This is a genomic window from Arenimonas composti TR7-09 = DSM 18010 (assembly GCF_000426365.1).
Classification (GTDB): Bacteria; Pseudomonadota; Gammaproteobacteria; order Xanthomonadales; family Xanthomonadaceae; genus Arenimonas; species Arenimonas composti.
On record NZ_AUFF01000009.1, the window covers coordinates 15,333 to 38,215 of the forward strand.

Consider the following 22,883-nt stretch of genomic DNA (forward strand, 5'->3'; position numbering starts at 1 on the left):
CGATGACCACCGGAACCAGGAATCCGTCCCGCGGGCGGGCGACAACGGCGCGCCTGCCGGCCGCCCTGCTGCTCGCCCTCGCCAGCGCGGCCCAGGCCGCGCCGGATCCGGCGGGCGACACGACCGAACTCGACGAGATCGTCGTCACCGCCGCCGGCTTCGCGCAGGTGATCCGCGAGGCGCCGGCGAGCATCTCGATCATCACCCGCGCCGAACTCGAGGCGAAGCCCTACCACGGCCTCGCCGAGGCGCTGGCCGACGTCGAAGGCGTCGACGTCGGCGATGCCGTCGACAAGACCGGTGCGCCGAGCATCGCGATCCGCGGCATGCCGGCCGAGTACACGCTGATCCTGATCGACGGCCGCCGCCAGAACGCCGCCGGCAACGTCACCCCCAATGGTTTCGGCGGCACCGCCAACAACTTCATCCCGCCGCTGTCGGCGATCGAGCGCATCGAGGTGATCCGTGGCCCGATGTCGACGCTCTACGGTTCGGATGCGATGGGCGGCGTGGTCAACATCATCACCCGCAAGGTCGCCGACGACTGGGGCGGCAGCGTCGGCGCCGACCTCACCGTGCAGCAGCACGGCGAATTCGGCGACATGGGCAGCGCGACCTTCTACGCGAATGGCCCGCTCTCCGCCGACCGCCTCGGCCTGGCGCTGTGGGGCGGCTACTTCACCCGCCGCCCGACCGACATCACGTATGTCGAGGACGACGGCGACGAAGTCTTCCCGTGGATGGGCGGCAATCCGGTCGCCTACGACAACTTCAACCTCGGCGCCCGCCTGAGCCTGCGCGCCGGCGACTACCACGACCTCTGGCTCGAGGCGACGACGAACCGGCAGAAGTACGACAACCGCGCCGGCCAGGTCGGCACGCTCGGCAGTGGCGGCTATGCGGAGGAACAGCGCTACGACCGCGACCAGGCGACGCTGGCGTGGACCGGCCGCTTCGAGGCGGTGACCGTCGACGCCAGCTGGATGGACAGCCGCACCGAAACCATCGGCCGGCTGATCCCGCCGGGCGTGCCGGGCGCGGGCGCGCCTCGACGGCTCGAAACACAGAACCGGGTGTTCGACCTCAAGGCGGTGACCGGCTTCGCCGACCACACGCTGTCGGTCGGTGGCCAGCACTGGGACGCGGAAATGGTCGACGGCGTCGCGCCGGCGCCGTTCGCGTTCACGCAATGGGCGCTGTTCGCGGAAGACGAATGGCGCTTCCACGAGGACTTCAACCTGACCCTGGGCCTGCGCCACGACGACCACAGCACCTTCGGTTCGCAGCTGAGCCCGCGCGCCTACCTGGTCTGGAACGTTTCGGCGCACTGGGTGGTCAAGGGCGGCGTCAGCCAGGGTTACAAGACGCCGCGGCTGGAACAGCTGGCCGAGGGCATCAACGGTTTCGGCCAGCAGGGCCGGCTGCCGCTGATCGGTACCCCGGGCCTGAAGCCGGAAACCAGCCGCACCGCCGAGATCGGTGTGTACTACGCGGCCGACGACGGCTTCAGCGCCAGCGCGGGCCTGTTCCACAACACCTTCGAGGACAAGATCGCCACCGGCGTGCCGGTGCCGAACTGTACGTTCGCGGCCTCGCCGAACCGTCCGGGCTGTGTCGACGTCGGCTGGTGGCCGCTGGTCGACAGCTTCGGGCAGAGCGTCAACATCGACGAGGCGGTGACCCGCGGCGGCGAGTTCTCGCTGCGCCTGCCCTTCGCCGACGTCTGGTCGTGGTCGGCGAACTTCACCTACACCGACAGCGAGCAGAAGTCCGGCGCCGCCGCCGGCCAGCCGCTGACCAATACCCCGGCGCGGATGCTCAACAGTGCGCTGGAGTGGCGACCCGACGCGGCGTGGTCGTTCTACCTGCGCGGTGAATACCGCAGCGCGCGCTACCGCGGCGTCGGCCCGGCCCAGGACCAGCTCGGCGACTACGCGGCGTACTCGGTCTTCCATCTGGGTGCCCAGTTCCGGGTGAACGAGCGCCTTCGCTTCGGCGCCGCGATCTACAATCTGCTCGACCGCGACTTCATCGATTACCGGCCCTACGTCAGCAATCCGGCGACGGGCGAGGTCGCCTACAGCAACACCTACGTCAACAACGAGGACGGCCGCCGGCTCTGGCTGTCGGTCAATATGGACTTCTGATGCCCGTGGATCCGCGCCGTCGCGCCTGGTGGCTGAAACAGCTGCACCAGTGGCACTGGATCAGTGCCGCGGTGTGCCTGGTCGCGATGCTCGGCTTCAGCATCACCGGCATCACCCTGAACCACGCCGGGCAGATCCCGGCGCGTCCGGCGGTGACCGAACGGAGCGCGACCGTGCCGGCGGAACTGCTGCGGTCTTTCGCCGATATCGCCGTCGAAGACGATGTGCAGGCACCGCTGCCGCCGGCGCTGCGCGACTGGATCGCCGACGCGCTCGACGTGCGCACCGGCGCGGGTGCGGCGGAATGGAGCGCGGAGGAGATCTACCTGTCGCTGCCGCGCCCCGGCGGCGATGCCTGGCTGAGCATCGACCGCGATACCGGCGCGCTGGTCTACGAGCGCACCGACCGCGGCTGGATCGCCTACTTCAACGACCTGCACAAGGGCCGCCACACCGGCGCGGCCTGGGTGTGGTTCATCGACGTGTTCGCGCTGGCCTGCATCGTGTTCACCGTCACCGGTCTGTTCCTGCTGCAGCTGCATGCGCGGCAGCGGCCCTCGACCTGGCCGATGGTCGGCCTCGGCCTGGTACTGCCGGCGGTGCTGGCCCTGATCTTCATCCACTGACCCGAGCGAGAAGCCCATGTCCCGGAAGTTCCTGCTGTCCGCCGCCGCGCTCGCGGCCGCATTCGCCGCCGGCAACGCCGCCGCGGCCGATGTGCGCGTCGAGGTCGAGATCCCGCGCCTGGACGTCGCCGAATACCACCGCCCCTACGTCGCGGTCTGGCTCGAGACCGCCGACGGCCAGGTCGTCGCCGACCTCGCGCACTGGTACCAGCAGGAGAACGGCCGCGAGGACGGCCGCAAGTGGCTCAAGGACGTGCGCCAGTGGTGGCGGCGCAGCGGCCGTGCCCAGGAATTCCCCGTCGACGGCGTCAGCGGCGCGACCCGGCCGGCCGGCCGGCACACGCTGCGCTTCGACGATCGCAGCGGCCCGTTCGCGAGCCTCGCCGCCGGCGACTACCGCCTGGTGGTCGAAGCCGCGCGCGAAGTCGGCGGCCGTGAACTGCTGCAGCTCGACTTCGCCTGGCCGGGCAGCGCGGCGCAGCACGCGGAGGCCGCCGGCGGCAGCGAGCTCGGCAAGATCACTCTCGACATCACCCCCTGAGGACTCCGCGCATGAAGACGTCACTGAAGCTCGCCACGCTGGTGCTCGCCGCCGCGCTGCCGTTCGCCGCCCAGGCGCACAAGGCCTGGCTGCATCCTTCGGCGACGGTGCTGTCGTCGAACGACTGGATCACCGTCGATGCCGCGGTCTCCAACGACCTGTTCCATTTCAACCACGTGCCGCTGCGCGCCGAATCGCTGCGGATCACCGCGCCCGACGGCAGCACGGTGCCGGCGCAGAACCTGCAGACGGGCCAGCTGCGCACGGTATTCGACCTGCAGCTGGTGCAGGACGGTACCTGGCGCATCGCTTCGGTGAACCAGGGCCTGTTCGCGAGCTGGGAGGAGAACGGCCAGCCGAAGCGCTGGCGCGGCCATGCCGAGGCGTTCGCGCGCGAGGTGCCGGCGAATGCCGAGAAGCTGCAGGTCGTACAGTCCGCCGGCCGCAACGAGACCTATGTGACCGCCGGCGCGCCGACGACGGCGGTGTTCGCGCCGACCGGTGTCGGCCTCGAGCTGCAGCCGGTCACGCATCCGAACGACCTGTACGCCGGCGAGGAAGCGCGCTTCCGCCTGCTGATCGACGGCGCGCCGGCGGCCGACCTCGAGGTCACCGCGATCCGCGGCGCCCAGCGTTACCGCGACGGCCAGGACGAGATCGTCGTGCGCACCGGCGCCGACGGCGAATTCCGCATCACCTGGCCGGCGCCGGGCATGTACTGGCTCGAAGCGACGCTGCAGGACGACAAGGCATCGCTGCCGCAGGCGAGCCAGCGCCGCGCCAGCTACGTCGTGACCCTGGAAGTGCTGCCGCAGTAAGTCGATGCGCGCCCTTTCCCCGCGGCCGGACGCGACGGACCGGCGCCGGCCGCGGTGGTTCATCGTTTCCGCGTGCCTGTTGCTGGCAGCGCTGCTCGCCGGCTGCGCCTCGTTGCCGCCGGCGCCGGCGACGCTGCAGGGCGAGAGCATGGGCAGCGTCTGGACGGTGAAGCTCGCCGCCGACCTCGACGACGCGACGCGCGCGCGGCTGCAGCGGGCGATCCAGCAGGAGCTCGACCGCGTCGTCGCGCAGATGAGTCCCTGGGAAGCGGATTCCGACATCAGCCGCTTCAACCGCGCCCCGGCCGGCAGCGTGCAGGTGCTGGCGCCCGGGTTCGCCCACGTGCTGGCGGCGGCCCTCGAACTGGCGCGCGACACCGGCGGCGCCTACGACCCGACGATCGGGCCGCTGGTCGACCTGTGGGGCTTCGGCCCGGCGGGGCGGCGCTCGGCGCCGCCCCCGGAAGACGAGATCGCCGCCGCGCGCGCCCGCGTCGGCTGGCAGCGCCTCGCCTTCGATCCGGCGACGCGTGAGCTGGGGCAGCCCGGCGGTGTCGGTCTCGACCTGTCCTCGATCGCCACCGGCTTCGGCGTCGACCAGGTGGCGCGGCGGCTGCAGGCCGAAGGCTTCGCCGATTTCCTGATCGAACTCGGTGGCGAGCTGCGCGCGGCCGGCACGCGAGGCGGTGCGCCATGGACAGTCGGCATCGAGCGGCCGCCGCTCGACCTCACCGCCGGTGCCGACGATGCGGCGGCGTTGCTCACGGCGATCCCGCTGCGCGACATGGCGATCGGCAACTCCGGCGATGCCCGCAACTTCTTCGTGCGCGACGGCGCGCGTTATTCGCATCACCTCGATCCGCGCACCGGTGTGCCGGTCGACAGCCGGCTGGCGATGGTCACCGTGCTGCATCCCGAATGCATGCAGGCCGACGCGCTGGCGATGGCGATCACCGCGCTCGGCGCCGATGCCGGCTATGCATGGGCGGAGGCGCGCGGGCTCGCGGCGCTGCTGGTCGTGCGCGAGGGCGATCGCCTGGTCGAACGCGCGACCCCGGCCTTCGCGGCGGTGCTGCCGCGGTGACCGACCTGCGCGCCCTCGCCGGCAATCTCGCGGTCGGCGTGCTGCTGCTGGCCGCGGCGCTGGCGCTCGCTGCCTGGCAGGCGCAGCCCTGGGCCTGGACCGCGCCGGCGCCGGCACGGCTCGCCGCCGCGATCGTGCTGGTCGCGTGCTATGCCGGCGCGGTGGTGCTTGCCGTGCACCGGCGGCGTGCGCGGCGCACGGCCGCCGTCGCCACCGATGTCATGCCGGTCGTGCATGCCAGCCAGACGGGTTTCGCGCTGCAGCTCGCCGAGCGCACGGCCGAGGCACTGACGCGGGCCGGCTTGCCGGCGCGGCCACTGGCGATCGCCGACCTCGATGCCGCGACGCTCGCGGAGCATCCGCGGCTGCTGTTCATCGCCGCGACCACCGGCGAGGGCGACGCGCCCGACACCGCCGCCGCCTTCCTGCAGCGGGTGATGGCGGCGGCGCCGTCGCTGGCGCCGCTGCAGTACGGCCTGCTCGCGCTCGGCGACCGCAGCTATGCGGAGTTCTGCGCGTTCGGTCGCCAGCTCGACCACTGGCTGCAGCAGCAGGGCGCGACGCCGCTGTTCGACCGCATCGACGTCGACGACGGCGACCCCGGCGCCCTGCGCCACTGGCAGCACCATCTGCGCCAGCTCACCGGCGGCGAGATGGCCGACTGGGAAGCGCCGGCCTACGCGGCGTGGACGCTGCGCGCGCGCCGCCTGCTGAATCCCGGTAGCGCCGGCGGCCCCTGCTTCCACCTCGAACTCGCGCCGCCGCCGGGCGCCATGCCGCAGTGGGAGGCCGGCGACATCGCCGAGATCGGCCCGCGCGATCCGGCGGATCCACAGGCGCCGCCGCTGCCGCACCGCGAGTACTCGATCGCCTCGCTGCCGGCCGATGGCGCCGTGCATCTGCTGGTGCGCCTGCAGCGGCATCCCGACGGCCGCCCCGGCGCCGGTTCCGGCTGGCTGTGCGACTACGCGCCGATCGGGGGCCGTATCGACCTGCGCCTGCGCAGCAATCCCGGTTTCCATCCGCCGGCCGACGACCGCCCGCTGCTGCTGATCGGCAACGGCACCGGCCTGGCCGGCCTGCGCGCGCTGCTGAAGGCGCGCGTCGCCGCCGGCCACCGGCGCAACTGGCTGCTGTTCGGCGAGCGCCATGCCGCCCACGACGCCTTCCACGGCGACGAACTCGAGGTCTGGCGGAGCCAGGGGTGGATCGAACGCCTCGACCGCGTCTGGTCGCGCGACCTCGGCGGCCCGCGTTACGTGCAGGACCGCCTGCGCGAATGCGCGCCGGAACTGCGGGCCTGGGTCGAGGACGGCGCCGCGGTCTACGTCTGCGGCAGCCTCACCGGCATGGCGCCGGGCGTCGATGCGACGCTGCGCGGGATCCTCGGCGACGCGGAGATCGCGGCGATGCTGGCCGAAGGCCGCTACCGCCGCGACGTCTACTGACCTCCCCTTCCCCTGTAGGAGCGCCTTCAGGCGCGATCCGGATCCGGATGGCCGGGCCGGCGCGGTTCGGGATCGCGCCTGAAGGCGCTCCTACAGCGGAGGGGGCTCAGGCGCTCAGCTGTTCGACGGCGGCGACTGCGGCGAAACGATCGGCGATCTGCTGCAGCAGGGCGAGGCGGTTGTCGCGCACCCCGGGGTCGTCGGCCATCACCATCACGTCGCGGAAGAAGCCGTCGACCGCCAGCTGCAGCGAGGCGAGGCGCTTCAGCGTGCCGACGTAGTCGCGCCTGGCCAGCAGCGGCGCGGTGTCGGCGAGCACGGTCTCGAGTTCGCCGTGCAGGCGCTTCTCGGCGTCCTCGTCGAGGCGGTTCGGATCGACCGCCGCCGGCACCTTGCCCTCGACCTTGCGCAGGATGTTGCGGATGCGCTTGTTCGCGGCGGCCAGCGCGGTCGACTCGCGCATGCGCGCGAACTCGGCGATGGCCTTCAGGCGGCGATCGAAGTCGAGCAGCGAACTCGGGTTCACCGCCGCGACGGCCTCGAAGTGGCTCGCCGGCACCCCGCGGTCGGCGTAGTAGCCGCGCAGGCGATCGGTGATGAATTCGCGCAGCTCGCGCACGTCGAGGTTCAGGCCTTCCGGCAGCGCACGGCCGGCGGCGACCAGCAGGGCGACGAGGTCGAGTTCCAGCCCGCCCTCGATGATCGTGCGCGCCAGGCCGAGCGCGGCGCGGCGCAGCGCGAACGGATCCTTGTTGCCGGTCGGCTTCAGGCCGGCGGCGAACCCGCCCGCCAGCGTGTCGATGCGCTCGGCGACGGCCAGCACCTGGCCCAGCTTCGACGGCGCGATCGCGTCGGCGGCGAAGCGCGGCATCCAGGCCTCGTCGATCGCCGCGGCGATCTCGGCCGGCTGGCCACCGGCGGCGGCGTAGTGGCGACCGGCGATGCCCTGCAGTTCCGGGAACTCGCCGACCAGGCGGCTCTGCAGGTCGGCCTTGCCGAGCTCGGCGGCGGTACGCGCCTGGCCGGCGTCGACGCCAACCTGGCCGGCGATCTGCTGCGCCAGCACGGCGACACGCGCCGACTTGTCGGCCAGGGTGCCGAGCTTGCCGTGGTAGGTCACCGAGGCGAGGCCTTCGGCCATCGCCGCCAAGCCCTGCTTCAGGTCCTCGTCGAAGAAGAAGCGGGCATCGGCGAAGCGCGGGCGGATCACCCGCTCGTAGCCCTTGCGGATCTCGTCCGGGTCCCTGCTCTCGAGATTGGCGATGCCGATGAAGCGGCTGGTCAGCCGGCCGTCGTTGTCGAGCACCGGGAAGAACTTCTGGTTGCCTTCCATCGTCGAGATCAGCGCTTCCTGCGGCAAGCGCAGGAACTCTTCCTCGAAACCGCAGAGGATCGCCTTCGGCCACTCGACCAGGCAGTTGACCTCGGCGAGCAGCTCGTCGCGCACGCGCGCCTGGCCGCCGGCCTGGCGGGCGGCGCCGGCGATCTCGCTGCGGATCGTGTCGATGCGCTCGCGCGGGTCGACGAGCACGAAGGCGCCGCGCAGGGCCTCGACGTATTCGCCGGCGTGGTTGAGCCACACGCCCTTGTCGTGGTGGAAGCGGTGGCCGCGGCTCATGCGGTCGGACTTCAGGCCGAGCACTTCGCCGGGGGCGACCTCGCGGCCGAACAGGATCACCAGCCAGTGCGCCGGGCGCACGAAGGCGACATCGCGGTCGCCCCAGCGCATCGGCTTCGGGATCGGCAGCGCCGCGACCGCCTCGGCGACGATCTCGGCGAGCAGTTCGCGGGTGGCCGCGCCCGGCTTCGTGCTGCGGGCGACGAAGCGCATGCCCTTGGCGTCGGTGACGCGGTCGAGCTTCTCCCAGTCGATGCCGTTCTTCTGCGCGAAGCCGAGCAGGGCTTGGGTCGGCTGCTTCTTCTCGTCGAGGGCGATGTTGACGTAGGGCCCCATCACCTCGACGTGCTGGATCGGCTGCTGCACGGCCACCGCCGGCAGGTAGCTGGCCAGGCGCCGCGGCGAGTACAGCGGTCGCGCGGGCAGGTCGCCGGCGGTTTCCTGCACCTGGATCCGGCGGGCCGCCAGGCCCTTCAGGATGCCGTCGTGGAAGGCCTGGGCCAGCTCGGGGAGGGCCTTCGGCGGCAGCTCCTCGGTTCCCAGTTCGATCAGCAGCGGCAGGAAGTCAGCCATGGGACGTTGCCTCGGTGGTCTTCAGTCCGGGGAATCCCAGCTTCTCACGCTGGGCGAAATAGGCTTCGGCCACGCTGCGCGACAGCGTGCGCACGCGCAGGATGTAGCGCTGGCGCTCGGTGACGCCGATCGCGCGACGGGCATCGAGCAGGTTGAAGCTGTGCGAGGCCTTGCAGACCTGGTCGTAGGCCGGCAGAGGCAGCCCGAGTTCGACCAGCTTCTGCGCCTCGGCCTCGCAGGCGTCGAAACGGTGGCGCAGCTCGGCGACGTCGGCGTGCTCGAAGTTGTAGGCGCTCTGCTCGACCTCGTTCTGGTGGTAGACGTCGCGGTAGGTGACGGTGCCGCGCGGGCCGCGCGTCCACACCAGGTCGAACACGTCGTCGACGTTCTGCAGGTACATGCACAGGCGCTCGAGACCATAGGTGATCTCGCCGGTGACCGGCCGGCACTCGAGGCCGCCGGCCTGCTGGAAATAGGTGAACTGGGTGACTTCCATGCCGTTGAGCCAGACCTCCCAGCCCAGGCCCCAGGCGCCGAGGGTCGGCGATTCCCAGTTGTCCTCGACGAAGCGCAGGTCGTGCACCAGCGGGTCGATGCCCAGCGCCTTCAGCGAGCCGAGGTAGCGCTCGAGGATGTCGTCCGGGTTCGGCTTCAGCACCACCTGGTACTGGTAATAGCGCTGCAGGCGGTTGGGGTTCTCGCCGTAGCGGCCGTCGGTCGGGCGGCGGCAGGGCTGCACGTAGGCGGCGCTCCACGGCTCGGGGCCGAGCGCGCGCAGGAACGTGGCGGGATGGAAGGTGCCGGCGCCGACCTCGAGGTCGAGCGGCTGGATCAGCACGCAGCCCTGTTCCCCCCAGTACGCATTGAGTCGCTGGATCAGTTCCTGGAAGGTCGGGGCGGTCATGCGCGGGGCCGTGATTTCGGAAGCGGGGTAGTATAGCCGGCCGTTTTCAGCCCCGACCCGCCGATGCCCAGCGCCCTGCCCGTGACGATGTCGTCCCCGTTCCAGTGGCTGCTCGCCGGCTTCGCGAGCCTGCGCCGCGACCCGCGCACGGCGATCGGCGCCTTCCTGCTGATCGCCGTGGTCGTGCTGGTGCCGAGTGCGCTGCAGCTGATCGCGACGATCGTACTGCCCGGCAGTCACGACGCGACGATGGTCGCGATGGGCCTCGGCCTGCTGTACGCGATGCTGGTCGTGCCCCCGGTCTTCGGCGCCGGCTTCCGGCTGGTGCACGCGTTGCAGGTCGGCGCGCCGGCGCGCGCCGGCGACGTGCTCGCGGCCTGGCGCGACGGCGACCATGCGCGGCGGATGATCCTGACCTCGCTACTGCTGACCGTGGTGCAGCTGGTGCTGCTGCTGGTGCTCTACGTGCTGATGCCGGGCAGGGATTTCCTGGTCGAGGTCTTCCAGCGCGCGCTGGCGACGCCGCCCGGCACGCCGATGGACGTCACCGGCCTGCCGCCGGTGCCGCCGCCGGGCTTCCTGCTGTGGCTGCTCGCGGTCGCTTTCGTGCTGTTCGTGCTCGGCAATGCCTGGAGCTTCGCGAGCGCGCGCGCGGCGCTGGACCGGCGCCCGCCGGTGGCCGCGTGCATCGACGGTCTCGCCGCGACCTTCCGCTGCTTCCTGCCGCTGTGCGGCTTCGCGATCGTCGGCAGCGTGTTCATGTGCCTGTTGGGCGCCGTGCTGGGCATGGTCTTCGCGGTCGTCATCGCGGTGGCCAGCCTGGTCGGACCGGACGCGGTGCAGCTGGCGACGCTGCCGCTGAACCTGCTGGTCGCGGTGCCGATGTACGCGGTCGTGTTCGGCTTCTACTACCACGGCTCGCGGCAGGTGTTCGGCGCCGCGCCGGAGCCGCCGGAAGACGCGATCGCCGTCTGAGCCCGGCCTCAGCCGGCGACCAGCGCCGCCGCCTCGGCGTAGCGGTACATCACGAAGGCGAGCAGCGCGAAGAACGCCGCGCCCTGCAGCAGCAGCCACGACACCGCCCAGCGCGGCAGCGTCGCGGGCGCGTCCTCGGCGAGCACCACCCGGGTGCCGGCGACGAAGTCGTGGAAGGCGCGGCGGTCGCGGTTCCAGCCGGCGAGCGCATGGCCGAGGTGCAGCAGCAGCCACGAGGGGATGCCGGCGGCGAAGCGCAGGCCGATGCGCCACGCCGGCGCCTTCGCGAAGTCGGTCCCGGTGACGCGCAGACCGAGCAGGCGCTTGCCGGGCGTCGCCTGCAGGCGCGAGGCCTCGAAGCCGACGAACCACAGCGCACCGGCGACCAGCAGCAGGCCCGCGGCCGCCAGCAGGGTCACCAGCAGCGTCGACGCCAGCGCCGCGATGCCGGCCTGCAGCTGCGGGTCGCCGGCCCAGTCGCGGGCCATCGCCAGCGGGTCGGGCAGGGCCAGGGAGTCATCGGTGGCGATCGCGGCGTCGAACAGTTCGAGCATCCGTGCCTGCAGCCCGGCCATCCCGCGTTCGAGTTCGTCCCAGCCGCGCCGCAGCCGCGGCAGCAGCAGCGGCGAGGCCAGCACCGTCACCGCCAGCGCATCGATGCTGTAGGCGGCGTAGCGGCGCCAGAAGCCGGCCGGGCGCATCAGCGCGCCTCCGCCGCCCCGCGCCGCAGCAGGGCGCCGGCGACGATGCCGAGTTCGTAGAGCAGGCACATCGGGATCGCCAGCATCAGCTGCGACAGCACGTCCGGCGGCGTGATGATCGCGGCGACGATGAACACGCCGACGATCACGTAACCGCGGAACTCGCGCAGCTGCGCCGGCGTCGCGACCCCCGTCAGCACCAGCACGACCACCGCCACCGGCAGTTCGAAGCTCAGCCCGAACGCCAGCAGGATCACCATCACGAAGTCGAGCACCCCGGCGACGTCGGGCAGCAGCGTGACGACGTCGGACGCGAAGTTCGCCAGGAAGCCGAACACCGTCGGCAACACGAGGAACCAGGCGAAGGCGCCGCCGAGATAGAACAGCACCACCGCCGCCAGCAGCAGCGGCAGCGCCAGCCGCTTCTCGTTGCGGTACAGGCCCGGCGCGACGAAGGCCCAGGCCTGGTAGAGCAGGTAGGGCATCGTGATGAACAGGGCCACGAAGAACGCCAGCTTCATCAGCGTGAAGAACGGCGACACCATCTGGGTCGCGATGATCTCGCTGTTGCCCTGCAGCTTCTCGACCAGCGGCGCCGCGAAACGGGTGAACATCGTCTTCGCCAGCGGCACCAGCGCGAAGAAGACCAGCAGCAGCACGACCACGCCGCGCAGCAGGCGCGTGCGCAGTTCGAGCAGGTGGCCCATCAGGGTCTCGGGCGGATCGACCTCGCTCATCGCGGGTCCGCCGACGGGTCACTGGGCAGCGGCGGCGCCGGGTCGGCAGCAGCCGGGCCGGTGGGGGCCGGGGTTTCGTCCGGGGCCGGAGCGGACGTGGCGCCGTCGACGCCGGCGCGTGTCGCCGCGGCGAGGTCCTGGCCGGCCTGCGCGACCTCGCGGCCGGCGTCGGCGATGTCCGTGCGCACGCCGTCGAGGTCGCGGCGGACCTCGTCCGCCTGCGCCAGCAGGCTGCGCCGCAGTTCGTCGGCGGCCATCTCGCGCTCGAATTCCGACTTCACCGAATACCACTGCGCGCGGGCGCGCCGCACCCACAGGCCGGCGAAGCGGGCCGCCTTCGGCAGCCGCTCGGGCCCGAGCACGATCAGGGCGACGATGGCGATGACCGCCATCTCGAAAATGCCGACGTCGAACATCGCGCTGGCTCCGGACGCGCGGCCCGGTCAGCCGTCCTTGCGCCGGGCTTCCTCACGCGCGGCTTCGGCGGCGTCTTCCCGCTTCTCGCTGCCGAGCTGGCCGGGCTTCTCGTCGCCCTTCAGGCCTTCCTTGAAGCCCTTGATGCCTTCGCCGAGGTCCTTGCCGACGTTGCGCAGCTTGCTGGTGCCGAACACGACGACGACGACAACCAGGACGATGATCCAGTGCCAGATGCTGAAGCTGCCCATTGCGAGGCGTCCTGCGTGAATGCGATGCGGCAGGATAACGCAGGCGGCCGCGGGCCGCCCTGCGCCATCAGTCCTGCGGCACCGTGTTCTCTTCGAGGCGGTCGCGGAAATCGACCAGCGGCGACGGCGGCGCCTCGGTGCGGCCCTCGAAGATCGCCCGCGGCGTGGTGTTGCGGCCGTAGACGGACTGGTTGGCGCGGTGGTCGATGCGCAGCACCGTGCCGTCGAGCGCGACGCCGGCGAACAGGCCGCGCGAGCGCGAATAGCTGTAGATCTCGGCCTGCAGCTGGCCGTCGGTCGCGGCCTGGGCGGTGCGGCCGACCGGGCCGGCGGCCACCGAGGCATCGGCGCCGAGGGTGAACTTGCCGTTGACGATGCTCTCGACGCCGCGGGGGCTGCGGAAGACCAGGATCACGTCGGTCGACGAGACGCCGGCCTGGAAGCCGAAACTGCCGCCGCCGAGGCGGATGAAGCTCGGGTTCGACCAGGTGCCGTCCGCTGTCCGCACCGAGATCAGCCCGCGGCCACCGCGGCCGCCGAGCACGAGGCCGGCCTTGACGACGTCCGGGATCACCGCGATCGCGTAGGCGTCGGAGAACATCTTCTCCGGCACCGCCGTTTCGGGAATGCGCATGATCTCGCCGAGCACGCGGGCGGCATCGGCGGCCTTCTGTTCTTCGCGGACGCCGGCGGAGGCCGGCAGCGCCAGTAGCAGGATCAGCAGGGCGGAGAACGTGGCGAGCAGTCGCTTCATCGGGAGGGCTCCGGAACGCGGGGGACGACCGAGTATCGCGCGGGGCAATGAACCGGCAGTGAGCCGGGCGATGATAGTTTGTGCGCCGACGCGATGGACAGATCCGCATGAGCTCCCGATTCCGTGACGCCCCGACCGCGGCCGGCCCCGGCCGCACCGGCCTGCTGCTGGTCAACCTCGGCACCCCCGACGCGCCGACCCCGGCGGCGGTGCGTCGCTACCTCGGCGAATTCCTCTCCGACCGCCGCGTCGTCGAGCTGCCGCCGCTGCTCTGGCAGCTGCTGCTGCGGCTGGTGATCCTGCCGGTGCGCGGCGGCCGGTCGGCGGCGAACTACCGCAAGATCTGGCTGCGCGAGGGTTCGCCGCTGCTGGTGTACACCGCCCGCCTGGCCGGCGAACTGCAGCATGCGCTGCCGGAACTGATCGTGCGACCGGCGATGCGCTACGGCACGCCGTCGATTCCGGCGGTGCTGCGCGAGATGCAGGCGGCCGGCATGACCCGGCTGCTGGTGTTGCCGCTGTACCCGCAGTACTCGGCCAGCACCACCGCCTCGGTCTTCGACGCGGTCGCCGCGGAACTGAAGACCTGGCGGCGGGTGCCGGCGCTGCGCCTGGTCGCCGACTACCACCTCGACACCGGCTGGCTCGACGCCCTCGAGGCGCGGGTGCGGGCGCACTGGGACCTGCATGGCCGCGCTGCCCACCTGCTGCTGAGCTTCCACGGCATCCCGCAGCGCTTCGAACGGGCCGGGGATCCGTATCCGCGCCAGTGCGAGGCCGGTGCGCGCGCGCTCGCGCAGCGGCTCGGCCTCGCCGATGCCGACTGGACCCTGACGTACCAGTCGCGCTTCGGCCGCGAGCCCTGGCTGGAGCCGGCGACCGACCGCGTGCTCGACACCCTCGCCCAGTCCGGCATCGACACCGTCGACGTGATCTGCCCGGGCTTCGCGGTCGACTGCCTGGAGACGCTGGAAGAGATCGCGATGCAGAACGACGAAGCCTTCCGCACCGCCGGCGGCCACGCGCTGCGCTACATCGGCGCCCTGAACGAGTCCGCCGGCCACGTGGCCGCGCTCGCCGGCATCGCCCGCCGCCACCTGCAGGGCTGGCCGGCGTGATGCGGGAGATCCGCCTGCCGGCCCCGCGTGGCGAACTGGCGGCGCTGCGCGGCGGCGATCCCACCGGTCCGAAGTTGTTGTGCCTGCACGGCTGGCTCGACAACGCCGCCAGCTTCCTGCCGCTGGCGCCGCATCTGGCCGGCTTCGACCTGGTCGCGCTCGACCTGCCCGGGCACGGCGCCTCGGCGCACCGCGCGGCCGGCTACGACTACGCCTTCGTCGACTGGATCCACGACGTGCTCGACGCGCTGGACGCCCTCGGCTGGGACAGCGCCCGGCTGCTCGGTCACTCGATGGGGGGCGCGATCGCCTGTGCGGTCGCCGCCGCGGCGCCGGCGCGTGTGCACAAGCTGGCCCTGGTCGAGGCGCTCGGCCCGATCGCCGGCGACCCGGGGGCCGCGGTGACGCGGATGCGCGACGCGGTGGCGGCGCGACGCCGGCTCGAGGCCGCGCAGCGCGAGGCGCGCCCGCCACGCCGCATCGCCCGCATCGAGGACGCCGTCGCCGCGCGCCTGCAGGCCTCGGCGATGGCGCCGGAGGCGGCGAGGCTGATCGTCGAACGCAACCTGCGCGCGGTCGACGGCGGTTGGGCCTGGCGCAGCGATCCGCGCCTGAAACTGCCCTCGACCCTGCGCCTGACCGAAGAGACCGTGCACGCGCTGCTGCGCGGCATCGAATGCCCGGTGCTGCTGCTCGCGGCGGAGCCTTCGCCGCCGTATTTCCCGCCGGCCGCGCGCATGGCGCGGGTGGCCTGCGTCCGCGAGATCCACGTGCGCGTGCTGGCGGGTGGGCACCATCTGCACATGGAGCAGGCGGAGCGCGTGGGGCCGCTGGTCTCGGAATTCCTCGGTTCGTAGGCGGACGAACTACGACCCCAGCAGCGCTGCCAGCCGCGACTTCAGGGCCATGCCCTCGGCGCTGCGCAGGTAATCGCGCTCGCCGCGCCACTGCGGCCAGCGCGCCTCGACCTCGCGCCAGAACGCGCGCGAGTGGTTGGCCTGGATCAGGTGGCAGAGCTCGTGCACCAGCACATACTCGAAGGCCTCCGGCCGGCCGAGCACCAGCGACAGGTCGAGGGACACCGCGCCGGACGGACTCAGCGAACCCCAGATCGACGACAGCGCGCGGAAGCCGAAGCTGCGCGGCGCACGCGGCAGCCCGGGCAGGTAGCGCGGCAGCCAGGCGCCGAGATCGGCGCGAGCCTGCTGCAGGTAGAAGTCGCGCAGCGCCGCACGCGCCTGCGCGGCGCTCGCGCGCGCCGGCAGCTGGAAAGCGATGCCGTTCTCGCCGACGCCGACGCGGGCGTAGCGGCCTTCGCACCAGGCCACCGGCAGGTCGGCGCCGCGCAGCGGCAGCGTCGCGGTGATGCCGGCCTGCAGCGGCGGCGGCGGCGCCGGCCGCCGCGCCAGCTGCATCGCCAGCCAGTCGCGATGCTCGTGCAGGAAGGCGGTGGCGGCGCGCTGCGACACGCCGCGCGGCAGGGTCAGGCGCGGGCCGCGGTCGGTGACCAGCAGACGCAGCCGGCGCGCGCGCGGGTCACGCACCCAGCGCACGTCGACGGACCGGCCGTCGGCGAGCTCGAGCGGGTGCAATGCCTCGACCGGTGCCGGCTTGGGGGCGCGGAAGAACATGCGATGACTCTAGCGGCTCGGGACGGGCGCGATGTCGACGCGGTTCAGGCCTCGACCCTGCTGAGCTTCAGCGCCGGCTCCAGCACCGCGAACAGGCGCTTGAGCTCGCCGGCCATCAGCGCATAGCGGGCGTCGAGTTCGGCGGCGAGCGAATCGCGTTCGGTGTTCTCCAGCGACTCGACGGCGCCGTCGAGGAACTTGAGCTTGCGCACGATCACGTCTTCGCCGAGCACGAACGACACGTGCTCGTCGAGCACCAGCGCCAGCTTCGTCGCCTGCTTGCCGGATTCGAGGTGCTTGCGGATCTCGTCGCTCTGCAGCTCGTGCTTGCTGCAGCGGACGACGGCGCCGCCGTCGACCGGATCCTTCAGCTCGCACTCGTCGCCGAGGCTCAGCCCCGGCGGCAGCGGCTCGCCGGCCAGCCAGCCGGTCATCAGCGCGCGCACCGAGGTCTCGGCGTTCAGCGGCAGCGCCGGGAAGCTGCCGAGCGCGTGCCGCAGCTCGGACACCAGGTTCTCGGCCGACTTGCGCGAGCTGGTGTCGACGGCGATGAAGCCGTGCTCGAGGTCGATCGTCGCGCCGGTGCGGACCGGGCGAACGAACGCGCGCGGCAGCAGCTCGAGCACGATGTCCTCCTTCAGCCGCTTGCGCGCGCGGCCGCCGGGGCGCCGGCCCTCCTTCTCCTCGATCTCGGCGACCTTGCGCGCGAGCATGTCGTTGACGACCGAGGACGGCAGCAGCCGGTCCTCGCCGCCGAGGCTGATCCAGATGCCGTCGCCGACGCGGTGGCTAAGCAGCGGCTCGTCGCGACCGAACGGCGAGATGAAGCCGCGCGAGCTGAGCTCCGACGGCCCGACCGGCTTCAGCCGGCAGGCGTCGAGCAGCGTCTCGAGCTCGTCGAAGCTCCTGGCGAGGCTGGTGGGAAAGCGGAAAAACGTCAGATTTCTGAAGAACATGGTGTCGTTATCGCCTCGCAGAATGTAGGAGCGGCTTCAGCCGCGATGCGTTCATCACCGGATCCAGGCCGGCGTCGGGAATGGATACGGAATGGCGCGCGGGTACTCCGCGCAGGCCGTCGTCGCAAGCGACCGTCGCACCAGGCGCGACGACTACCTCGTACCTCGTGCGAACTACGAACCGCCGTCATCCCCCGCCAGCCAGGAATGCACATCCGGCAGTTCACCCTCACCCCGCCGCCCCAGCGCCAGGAAATCGAATAGCTTCGGATCGGCGAGCTGCGAAGGGCGCACGTCGGCGAGGGCGCGGGCGATGGTGTCGACGCGGCCCGGCGTCTCCTTCTCCCACTCGGCCAGCATGCGCCCGACCTGCTTGCGCTGCAGGTTCTCCTGCGAGCCGCAGAGCGTGCAGGGAATGATCGGGAACTGCTTCCAGTCGGCGTAGTCGACGATGTCGGCCTCGCGCACGAAGGCCAGCGGGCGGATCACCACGTGCTCGCCGTCGTCGCTGCGCAGCTTCGGCGGCATCGTCGCGATCTTCGCGTGGAAGAACAGATTCATGAAGAAGGTCGCCACCAGGTCGTCGCGGTGGTGGCCGAGCGCGATCTTCGTGAAGCCCTGTGCCTTCGCATGCGTGTACAGGGCGCCGCGGCGCAGGCGCGAGCACAGCGAGCACATCGTCTTGCCCTCGGGCACGACGCGCTTGACCACCGAATAGGTGTCCTGCTCGAGGATCGTGTACGGCACGCCGAGCGACGCCAGGTACTCCGGCAGCACGTGCTCCGGAAATCCCGGCTGCTTCTGGTCGAGGTTCACCGCGACGAGCTCGAAGCGCACCGGCGCCTTGCGCTGCAGCTGCAGCAGGATGTCGAGCATCGTGTAGCTGTCCTTGCCGCCGGACAGGCACACCATCACCTTGTCGCCGTCCTCGATCATGCCGTAGGTGGCGATCGCCTCGCCGACCTGGCGGCGCAGCCGCTTGGCCAGCTTGTGGCGTTCGTGCGCTTGCTTGCGCGGCACCGGGTCTTGCAGCAGCAGGGTCATGGTCGGGCGACGGCGGAAATGGCCGGCAAGTTTACCCCTGTCGCGACCGCGCCCGGCGTGGCAAGCTCCTCGACGAACGTGAACGCCCCGGAACGGAGCCGCGCATGATTCCGGAAGATCCCGCCCGCATCGCCGCCCAGCTGGTGGAGCTGCGGGTGGAGCATCGCGACCTCGACGTCGCGATCGCCCGCATGAGCGCCGACACCACCGCCGACGAGCTGGCGATCAAGCGCCTGAAGAAACGCAAGCTGCGGATCAAGGACATGATCGCGGCGCTGGAGAGCCGGTTGATCCCGGACCTGGACGCATGAGGGCGGCCGGTCTCGCGACCAGGTTCGCGGGGATCACCCTCGCCGCGATGACCCTCGCGGCCTGCGCCCACCGGCCACCACCGGCGCCGGCCGATCCACTGGCGCGTGTCGCCACCTGGCTGCAGGGCGACTTCGACAACCGCGCCCAGGCCGCCGCCGATCCGCGCTTCCTGCCGCTGCGCCTGCGCTGGACGCCGCTGTGGCCCGAGCGCGACGACGGCCGCTGGTTCCTCGTCGAACAGGCACTCGCTGGCGCCGCGACGCCCTATCGCCGCCGCATCCAGCGCCTGCAGGCCGAGCGCGACGGCGTGCGCATCGACGTCTTCCTGTTGCCGCGCGGCTTCCCCGACGCTGCCGCTGCCGACGCGCTGGCCGCACTCGATCCCGAGACGCTGCGCCCGCAGCCCGGCTGTGCGGTGTACCTGCACGCGGAGGCCGACGGCCGCCTGCGCGGCGGCACCGCCGGTCGTGACTGTCCCTCGCGCCTGCGCGGCGCCAGCTGGACGCGCGCCGACGTCGAGCTCGACGGCGAGCGCGTGCGCAGCTGGGACCGCGGTTTCGACGCCGACGGGAACCAGGTGTGGGGATCGGAGATCGGGGCCTACGAGTTCCGCCGCGCGGGGAACCCGCAGGAGCGCCAGGTCAGGAACTGACCTCGCGCACGGCTTCCGGCGACAGCTTCGCGATCGTGTGCCGCAGCTCGCGGCCGAGCACGACCTTGGCGTCCTTCTCCCACAGCGCCAGCTGCTCGTCGAAGTCGAGCTTGCCGTTCTCGGCGACCCAGACCAGCTTGAGCTCGCGCAGTTTCTGGATGAAGCCGCGGAACAGCGACTTGTCGAAGAACTCCGGCGCCGCCGGCGCGTAGAGCAGGCTCAGGCGCTGGGCAGTGAGCTGGCAGAGGGTCTCGAGCTCGCCGGCGCTGAGCATGCGCGGACCGTTCTTCACCAGCGTCGTGATCGCGATGAAGTAGCGCTCGAAGGCCTGCTGCAGGCTGTGCGCGACCGCGCGCAGGCGGAACACCTCGTCGGTCTGGCCGGGTCCGCGCGAGATGATGCCGCCCTCGTCCTCGCTGGCGACGCTCAGCAGCCCTTCGCCGACGAACAGGTCGATCGTCGCGTTCAGCTGCGCCGCGAAGCCCTCGGCGTCCCAGGTCAGGAACAGCTCCTCCTGCACGAACGGGTAGATCGTGCGCCCGAGCCGCAGCAGGCCGGCACGACTCATGCGGCGGTTGTTCTGGAAGCACAGCGCGACCCAGGCCGCCGCCGAGAACAGGTGCAGCACGTTGTTGCGGAAGTAGCTCTGCAGCACCGCCGTCTCGCCTTCCATGCCGAGCACGTCGCCGAGCGGGTGCACGGTGCGGCTGAGCACGCCCATCTTCTCGCCGTAGGCGATGATCTCCGCCGGCGACAGCGTGGTGACGGTGACGCGCTCGGAATAGGGCAGGGTGGCGAGCAGCTTCTTGTTCAGCGCCAGCTGCGCCAGCAGGTCGGCTTCCGACATCGCGTGCTTCGGCGTCGACAGCACCGACAGCGCGAGCAGGTTCACCGGGTTCACGTCGGCGGCGCGGTTGATGTTCACCTGGATGCGGTGGGCGATGTCCTCGACCGCGTCGTTGAGCCAGACCGGGCGGTCCTCGGCGGCCTGCGCCTTCCAGTCCGGCGCGTGCGTCTCGAGCACGCGGTCCAGGAAGATCGGTTCGCCGAAGTTCACCGCGACCTTGCCGTAACGCTGGCGCAGGATGCCGGCGCCGGCCTTCACCAGCGCCCAGATCGTCTCCTTCTCCTTCGGCTGGCCGCTGAGCTCGTCGAGGTAACTCTTGCCCTCGATCAGCTTCTCGTAGCCGATGTAGATCGGCTGGAACACCACCGGCCGCCGCGGCGCGCGCAGGAAGGCCTTCAGCGTCATCGCGATCATGCCGCCTTTCGGCGCCAGCAGGCGGCCGGTGCGCGAGCGCCCGCCCTCGATGAAGTACTCGAGCGAAAAACCCTCACCGACCAGCTGCGCGACGTATTCGGCCAGGACCGCCGCGTACAGGGCATTGCCGCGGATGCTGCGGCGGATGAAGAAGGCGCCGCCGCGGCGCAGGATCGGCCCGATCACCGGCATGTTCAGGTTGATGCCGGCGACGATGTGCGGCGGCACGATGCCCTTGGTGTAGAGCAGATAGCTCAGCAGCAGGTAGTCCATGTGGCTGCGGTGGCTGGGCACGTAGATGATCTCGTGCCCGGGCGCGACCTGTCGCAGCGAATCCAGGTGGTTGACGACGACGCCGTCGTAGATGCGGTTCCAGAAGCCGGTCAGCGCGAACGAGGCCGAGCGCACCACCGGGTTGGAGTAGTCGGCGGCGATCTCCCAGGCGAAGGCATGCGCCTTCTTCCACGCCTCCAGGTACTGGCTGTTGTCGCGCCGCGCCTGGTCGGCGATCGCCTTGCGCACAGGCTCGGCGTCCAGCACGTGGTCGACCAGCAGGCGCCGCGTCGACAGGTCGGGGCCGATCACGGCGGTCTTGATGCGGCGGAAGTGCGCGCGCAACACGCGCGCGACCTTGCGGACCTGGCGCTCGTGCGGGATCTGCTCGTCGAGGATCTCCCAGACGCGCACGCTCGGCGAGAACTGCACGACGGTGTCGCGGCCGTTCAGCAGGATCGCCAGCAGGCGGCGGAAGCGGCCGACGAGCGCCCAATTCTCCGAGAACAGCACCGAGAACCAGCCCGACTGCCGCGCCGGCGCGCGGCCGACGAAGATCGACACCGGCACCAGCTGCACGTCCTGGTCCGGATACAGGCGGTGCGCCATCAGCAGCCGGCTCAGGCCGTCGGAATGGCGGCGGTTCTTCGGCCGCCGGAACAGGCCGCCCTGGCGGCGCGACAGCGCCACGTAGGCGCGCTTGCGGCCGAGCGGGTCACCGGGCAGCGGCGCCAGCGGCGACGGCAGCCCGGCCTCGCGGCAGGCGCGGTCGAGGATCAGGGTGTTCGACAGGCCGTAGTGCTCGATCACGTAACAGACCGGGCGGTCGAGCTGGAACGGCGGGATGTCCGGCTCGCGGTGGATCTCGATCCACGGCTGCAGCAGCTTCTCCATCAGCCGCGCCCACAGCGGCGGCCGTGCGGTCTGCAGCGATGGGCGTGGCGCCGGCGGCGACGGTGAGTCCATGCGGATCAGCGGGCGTCGTCGGCTTCGGGCGCGGGCACCGCGGCGTCACCGGCGGCGTCGGCGTCCGTGGTTTCGGCGTCCGTGGCTTCGGCGATGGCGTCGTCGGCTTCCGCCTCGACTTCGCGCAGGTCCGCCTCGATGTCGCGGACCGTGCTGGCGCTGTACCAGCCGCCGTCGAAGCGCTGCATCGGCATCTCGAAGCGCAGGTCGCGGCCGAACAGCGGATAGCCGACGCGAACGACCGCGCCGTCGCCGTCCACCGAGACCGCCTCGACCCGCACCGCGTCGAGGGCGGCGTCGAGATCGACGTCGTAGACCTTCGCGACCCGCTTCAGGCCGGCGAACACGATGCCGGCCTTCGCCAGCGCCTCGTCGAGCGGCAGCGCCTGCACCTGCTCGAGCGTCGGCAGGTCCAGCGCACGGGCGGTCGCGGTCACTTCGGCGATCGCCCTGCGCGCGCGCTCGCGGTCGGCCACCAGCGTCGGCTTGATCCAGTAGACGAAGCCGCCGGCGAGGTCGCGCGCATGCGCCTTCTCGCTGGCCTCGATGTCGCCGTTCGCCTCGATCGCCGCCTGGATGAACATCGCCATCGCCGCCTGCATCAGCGGCCACTGGTCGCCGACCTCGGCCTCGAACTCGGCGAGCTTCGCGTCGACGTCGCGCATCAGCGCGGTTTCGGCATCCGGCGCGGTCAGCCGCGCCATCCACTCGGCGTACTCGCGCGCGTCGTCCTCGTCGACCGGCTCGGTCGCGGTCCGTCGCCGCTGCGCGTCGAGGCGCGCGTACAGCGCCGGCGGCATCGCCAGCTTCGCCCAGCGCACCAGGTCGTCGTCGCGCAGCGCCTGCGCCTGCGCCTCCACCGCCGCCACCGGATCGTTCGGCGCCCGCGTGACCGGCGCCTGCGGCTCGTCGCGCCGGCAGCCGGCGACCGCGAACACGAGCAGCAGGACGCTGACGATGAGGAACCTGGCGATGGATCGATTCATGCGTGGGTCGGGGATGGGTTGGGCCGAGAATCTAACAGACGAGCGGAGAACAGAGAGCAACGAGCGCAGCGCAGGCCCCCGCGTTCGGCGCGG

General features: G+C 71.6%; 21 protein-coding genes and 2 pseudogenes. 11 read left to right on the top strand and 12 right to left on the bottom strand.

Going from position 1 to position 22,883, the window contains the following annotated elements; all coding sequences use genetic code 11:
• The first annotated feature begins 2 nt into the window (after positions 1 to 2).
• From K311_RS0111360 to K311_RS0111385, 6 genes are read left to right on the top strand one after another with little or no spacing between them, the layout of a single operon-like run.
• Entirely contained in the window at positions 3 to 2,147 is a 2,145-nt protein-coding gene (locus tag K311_RS0111360; RefSeq protein WP_026817412.1) for a TonB-dependent receptor domain-containing protein, read from the top strand.
• Entirely contained in the window at positions 2,147 to 2,773 is a 627-nt protein-coding gene (locus K311_RS0111365; RefSeq protein ID WP_026817413.1) for a PepSY-associated TM helix domain-containing protein, read from the top strand. Before K311_RS0111360 ends, K311_RS0111365 begins: the two co-directional genes overlap by 1 nt.
• 16 nt (positions 2,774 to 2,789) lie before the next feature.
• Positions 2,790 to 3,314, top strand: coding sequence for a DUF2271 domain-containing protein (locus K311_RS16655; RefSeq protein ID WP_043797704.1), 525 nt, complete (start codon positions 2,790 to 2,792; stop codon positions 3,312 to 3,314).
• A gap of 11 nt (positions 3,315 to 3,325) precedes the next feature.
• Positions 3,326 to 4,132: a DUF4198 domain-containing protein gene (locus tag K311_RS0111375; protein ID WP_026817414.1), complete on the top strand. Its 807-nt coding sequence runs from the start codon at positions 3,326 to 3,328 to the stop codon at positions 4,130 to 4,132.
• A 4-nt stretch (positions 4,133 to 4,136) separates the two neighbouring features.
• On the top strand, positions 4,137 to 5,216 hold the full coding sequence (locus K311_RS0111380; RefSeq protein ID WP_081683426.1) for an FAD:protein FMN transferase: 1,080 nt from the start codon (positions 4,137 to 4,139) through the stop codon (positions 5,214 to 5,216).
• Positions 5,213 to 6,664 carry a sulfite reductase subunit alpha gene (locus K311_RS0111385; RefSeq protein WP_245570658.1) on the top strand — a complete coding sequence of 484 codons (1,452 nt, stop codon included), beginning with the start codon at positions 5,213 to 5,215 and terminating at the stop codon, positions 6,662 to 6,664. The genes K311_RS0111380 and K311_RS0111385 overlap by 4 nt, the downstream gene beginning before the upstream one ends.
• A gap of 106 nt (positions 6,665 to 6,770) precedes the next feature.
• On the opposite strand, the gene glyS is transcribed toward K311_RS0111385, so the two are convergent.
• Complete coding sequence (gene glyS, locus K311_RS0111390) at positions 6,771 to 8,855, bottom strand: glycine--tRNA ligase subunit beta (RefSeq protein WP_026817417.1); 2,085 nt, start codon at positions 8,853 to 8,855, stop codon at positions 6,771 to 6,773.
• Positions 8,848 to 9,759, bottom strand: a complete 912-nt coding sequence (gene glyQ / locus K311_RS0111395; RefSeq protein ID WP_026817418.1) for a glycine--tRNA ligase subunit alpha — start codon at positions 9,757 to 9,759, stop codon at positions 8,848 to 8,850. Before glyQ ends, glyS begins: the two co-directional genes overlap by 8 nt.
• 63 nt (positions 9,760 to 9,822) lie before the next feature.
• On the opposite strand from glyQ, the gene K311_RS0111400 reads away from it, so the two are divergent.
• Positions 9,823 to 10,734 (top strand): hypothetical protein, encoded by a 912-nt coding sequence (locus K311_RS0111400; protein WP_026817419.1) that lies wholly within the window; start codon positions 9,823 to 9,825, stop codon positions 10,732 to 10,734.
• An 8-nt stretch (positions 10,735 to 10,742) separates the two neighbouring features.
• Here K311_RS0111400 and K311_RS0111405 read toward each other — a convergent pair whose 3' ends face one another.
• The 5 genes and pseudogenes from K311_RS0111405 to K311_RS0111425 form a co-directional block, all read right to left on the bottom strand.
• Positions 10,743 to 11,435: an RDD family protein gene (locus tag K311_RS0111405; RefSeq protein WP_026817420.1), complete on the bottom strand. Its 693-nt coding sequence runs from the start codon at positions 11,433 to 11,435 to the stop codon at positions 10,743 to 10,745.
• On the bottom strand, positions 11,435 to 12,172 hold the full coding sequence (tatC, locus tag K311_RS0111410; RefSeq protein WP_026817421.1) for a twin-arginine translocase subunit TatC: 738 nt from the start codon (positions 12,170 to 12,172) through the stop codon (positions 11,435 to 11,437). Before tatC ends, K311_RS0111405 begins: the two co-directional genes overlap by 1 nt.
• Positions 12,169 to 12,588, bottom strand: a complete 420-nt coding sequence (gene tatB, locus K311_RS0111415; protein WP_026817422.1) for a Sec-independent protein translocase protein TatB — start codon at positions 12,586 to 12,588, stop codon at positions 12,169 to 12,171. Before tatB ends, tatC begins: the two co-directional genes overlap by 4 nt.
• A gap of 27 nt (positions 12,589 to 12,615) precedes the next feature.
• Positions 12,616 to 12,837 carry a Sec-independent protein translocase subunit TatA gene (gene tatA, locus K311_RS0111420; RefSeq protein ID WP_026817423.1) on the bottom strand — a complete coding sequence of 74 codons (222 nt, stop codon included), beginning with the start codon at positions 12,835 to 12,837 and terminating at the stop codon, positions 12,616 to 12,618.
• Positions 12,838 to 12,919: 82 nt separating this feature from the next.
• Positions 12,920 to 13,591 (bottom strand): annotated as a pseudogene (locus K311_RS0111425) (lipid-binding SYLF domain-containing protein); the annotation flags it as partial.
• Between the two features lie 107 nt (positions 13,592 to 13,698).
• On the opposite strand from K311_RS0111425, the gene hemH reads away from it, so the two are divergent.
• Together hemH and K311_RS0111435 are read left to right on the top strand one after the other, a co-directional pair.
• A complete protein-coding gene (hemH, locus tag K311_RS0111430; protein WP_026817425.1) occupies positions 13,699 to 14,709 on the top strand; it encodes a ferrochelatase in 1,011 nt (336 codons plus the stop codon).
• Positions 14,709 to 15,566: an alpha/beta fold hydrolase gene (locus K311_RS0111435; RefSeq protein WP_043797708.1), complete on the top strand. Its 858-nt coding sequence runs from the start codon at positions 14,709 to 14,711 to the stop codon at positions 15,564 to 15,566. Before hemH ends, K311_RS0111435 begins: the two co-directional genes overlap by 1 nt.
• 9 nt (positions 15,567 to 15,575) lie before the next feature.
• Here the strand turns inward: K311_RS0111435 and K311_RS0111440 are convergent, their stop codons facing one another.
• The 3 genes from K311_RS0111440 to ttcA form a co-directional block, all read right to left on the bottom strand.
• On the bottom strand, positions 15,576 to 16,340 hold the full coding sequence (locus K311_RS0111440; RefSeq protein WP_026817427.1) for a M48 family metallopeptidase: 765 nt from the start codon (positions 16,338 to 16,340) through the stop codon (positions 15,576 to 15,578).
• Between the two features lie 44 nt (positions 16,341 to 16,384).
• A complete protein-coding gene (locus tag K311_RS0111445) occupies positions 16,385 to 17,296 on the bottom strand; it encodes a recombination-associated protein RdgC (protein ID WP_026817428.1) in 912 nt (303 codons plus the stop codon).
• A 174-nt stretch (positions 17,297 to 17,470) separates the two neighbouring features.
• The gene (gene ttcA, locus K311_RS0111450; RefSeq protein ID WP_051240030.1) at positions 17,471 to 18,340 is read right to left on the bottom strand and encodes a tRNA 2-thiocytidine(32) synthetase TtcA; all 870 of its coding nucleotides are present in this window, start codon (positions 18,338 to 18,340) and stop codon (positions 17,471 to 17,473) included.
• Between the two features lie 104 nt (positions 18,341 to 18,444).
• On the opposite strand from ttcA, the gene K311_RS0111455 reads away from it, so the two are divergent.
• On the top strand, positions 18,445 to 18,651 hold the full coding sequence (locus tag K311_RS0111455; protein ID WP_026817430.1) for a YdcH family protein: 207 nt from the start codon (positions 18,445 to 18,447) through the stop codon (positions 18,649 to 18,651).
• Positions 18,648 to 19,304: a chromophore lyase CpcT/CpeT gene (locus tag K311_RS17825; protein WP_081683428.1), complete on the top strand. Its 657-nt coding sequence runs from the start codon at positions 18,648 to 18,650 to the stop codon at positions 19,302 to 19,304. Before K311_RS0111455 ends, K311_RS17825 begins: the two co-directional genes overlap by 4 nt.
• Here the strand turns inward: K311_RS17825 and plsB are convergent.
• Both plsB and K311_RS0111470 read right to left on the bottom strand, forming a co-directional pair.
• Positions 19,294 to 21,853: pseudogene (gene plsB / locus K311_RS16665) on the bottom strand (glycerol-3-phosphate 1-O-acyltransferase PlsB). The gene K311_RS17825 and the pseudogene plsB overlap by 11 nt on opposite strands.
• Positions 21,810 to 22,790, bottom strand: a complete 981-nt coding sequence (locus K311_RS0111470) for a hypothetical protein (RefSeq protein ID WP_026817432.1) — start codon at positions 22,788 to 22,790, stop codon at positions 21,810 to 21,812. Before K311_RS0111470 ends, plsB begins: the two are co-directional and overlap by 44 nt.
• Positions 22,791 to 22,883: the final 93 nt, after the last annotated feature.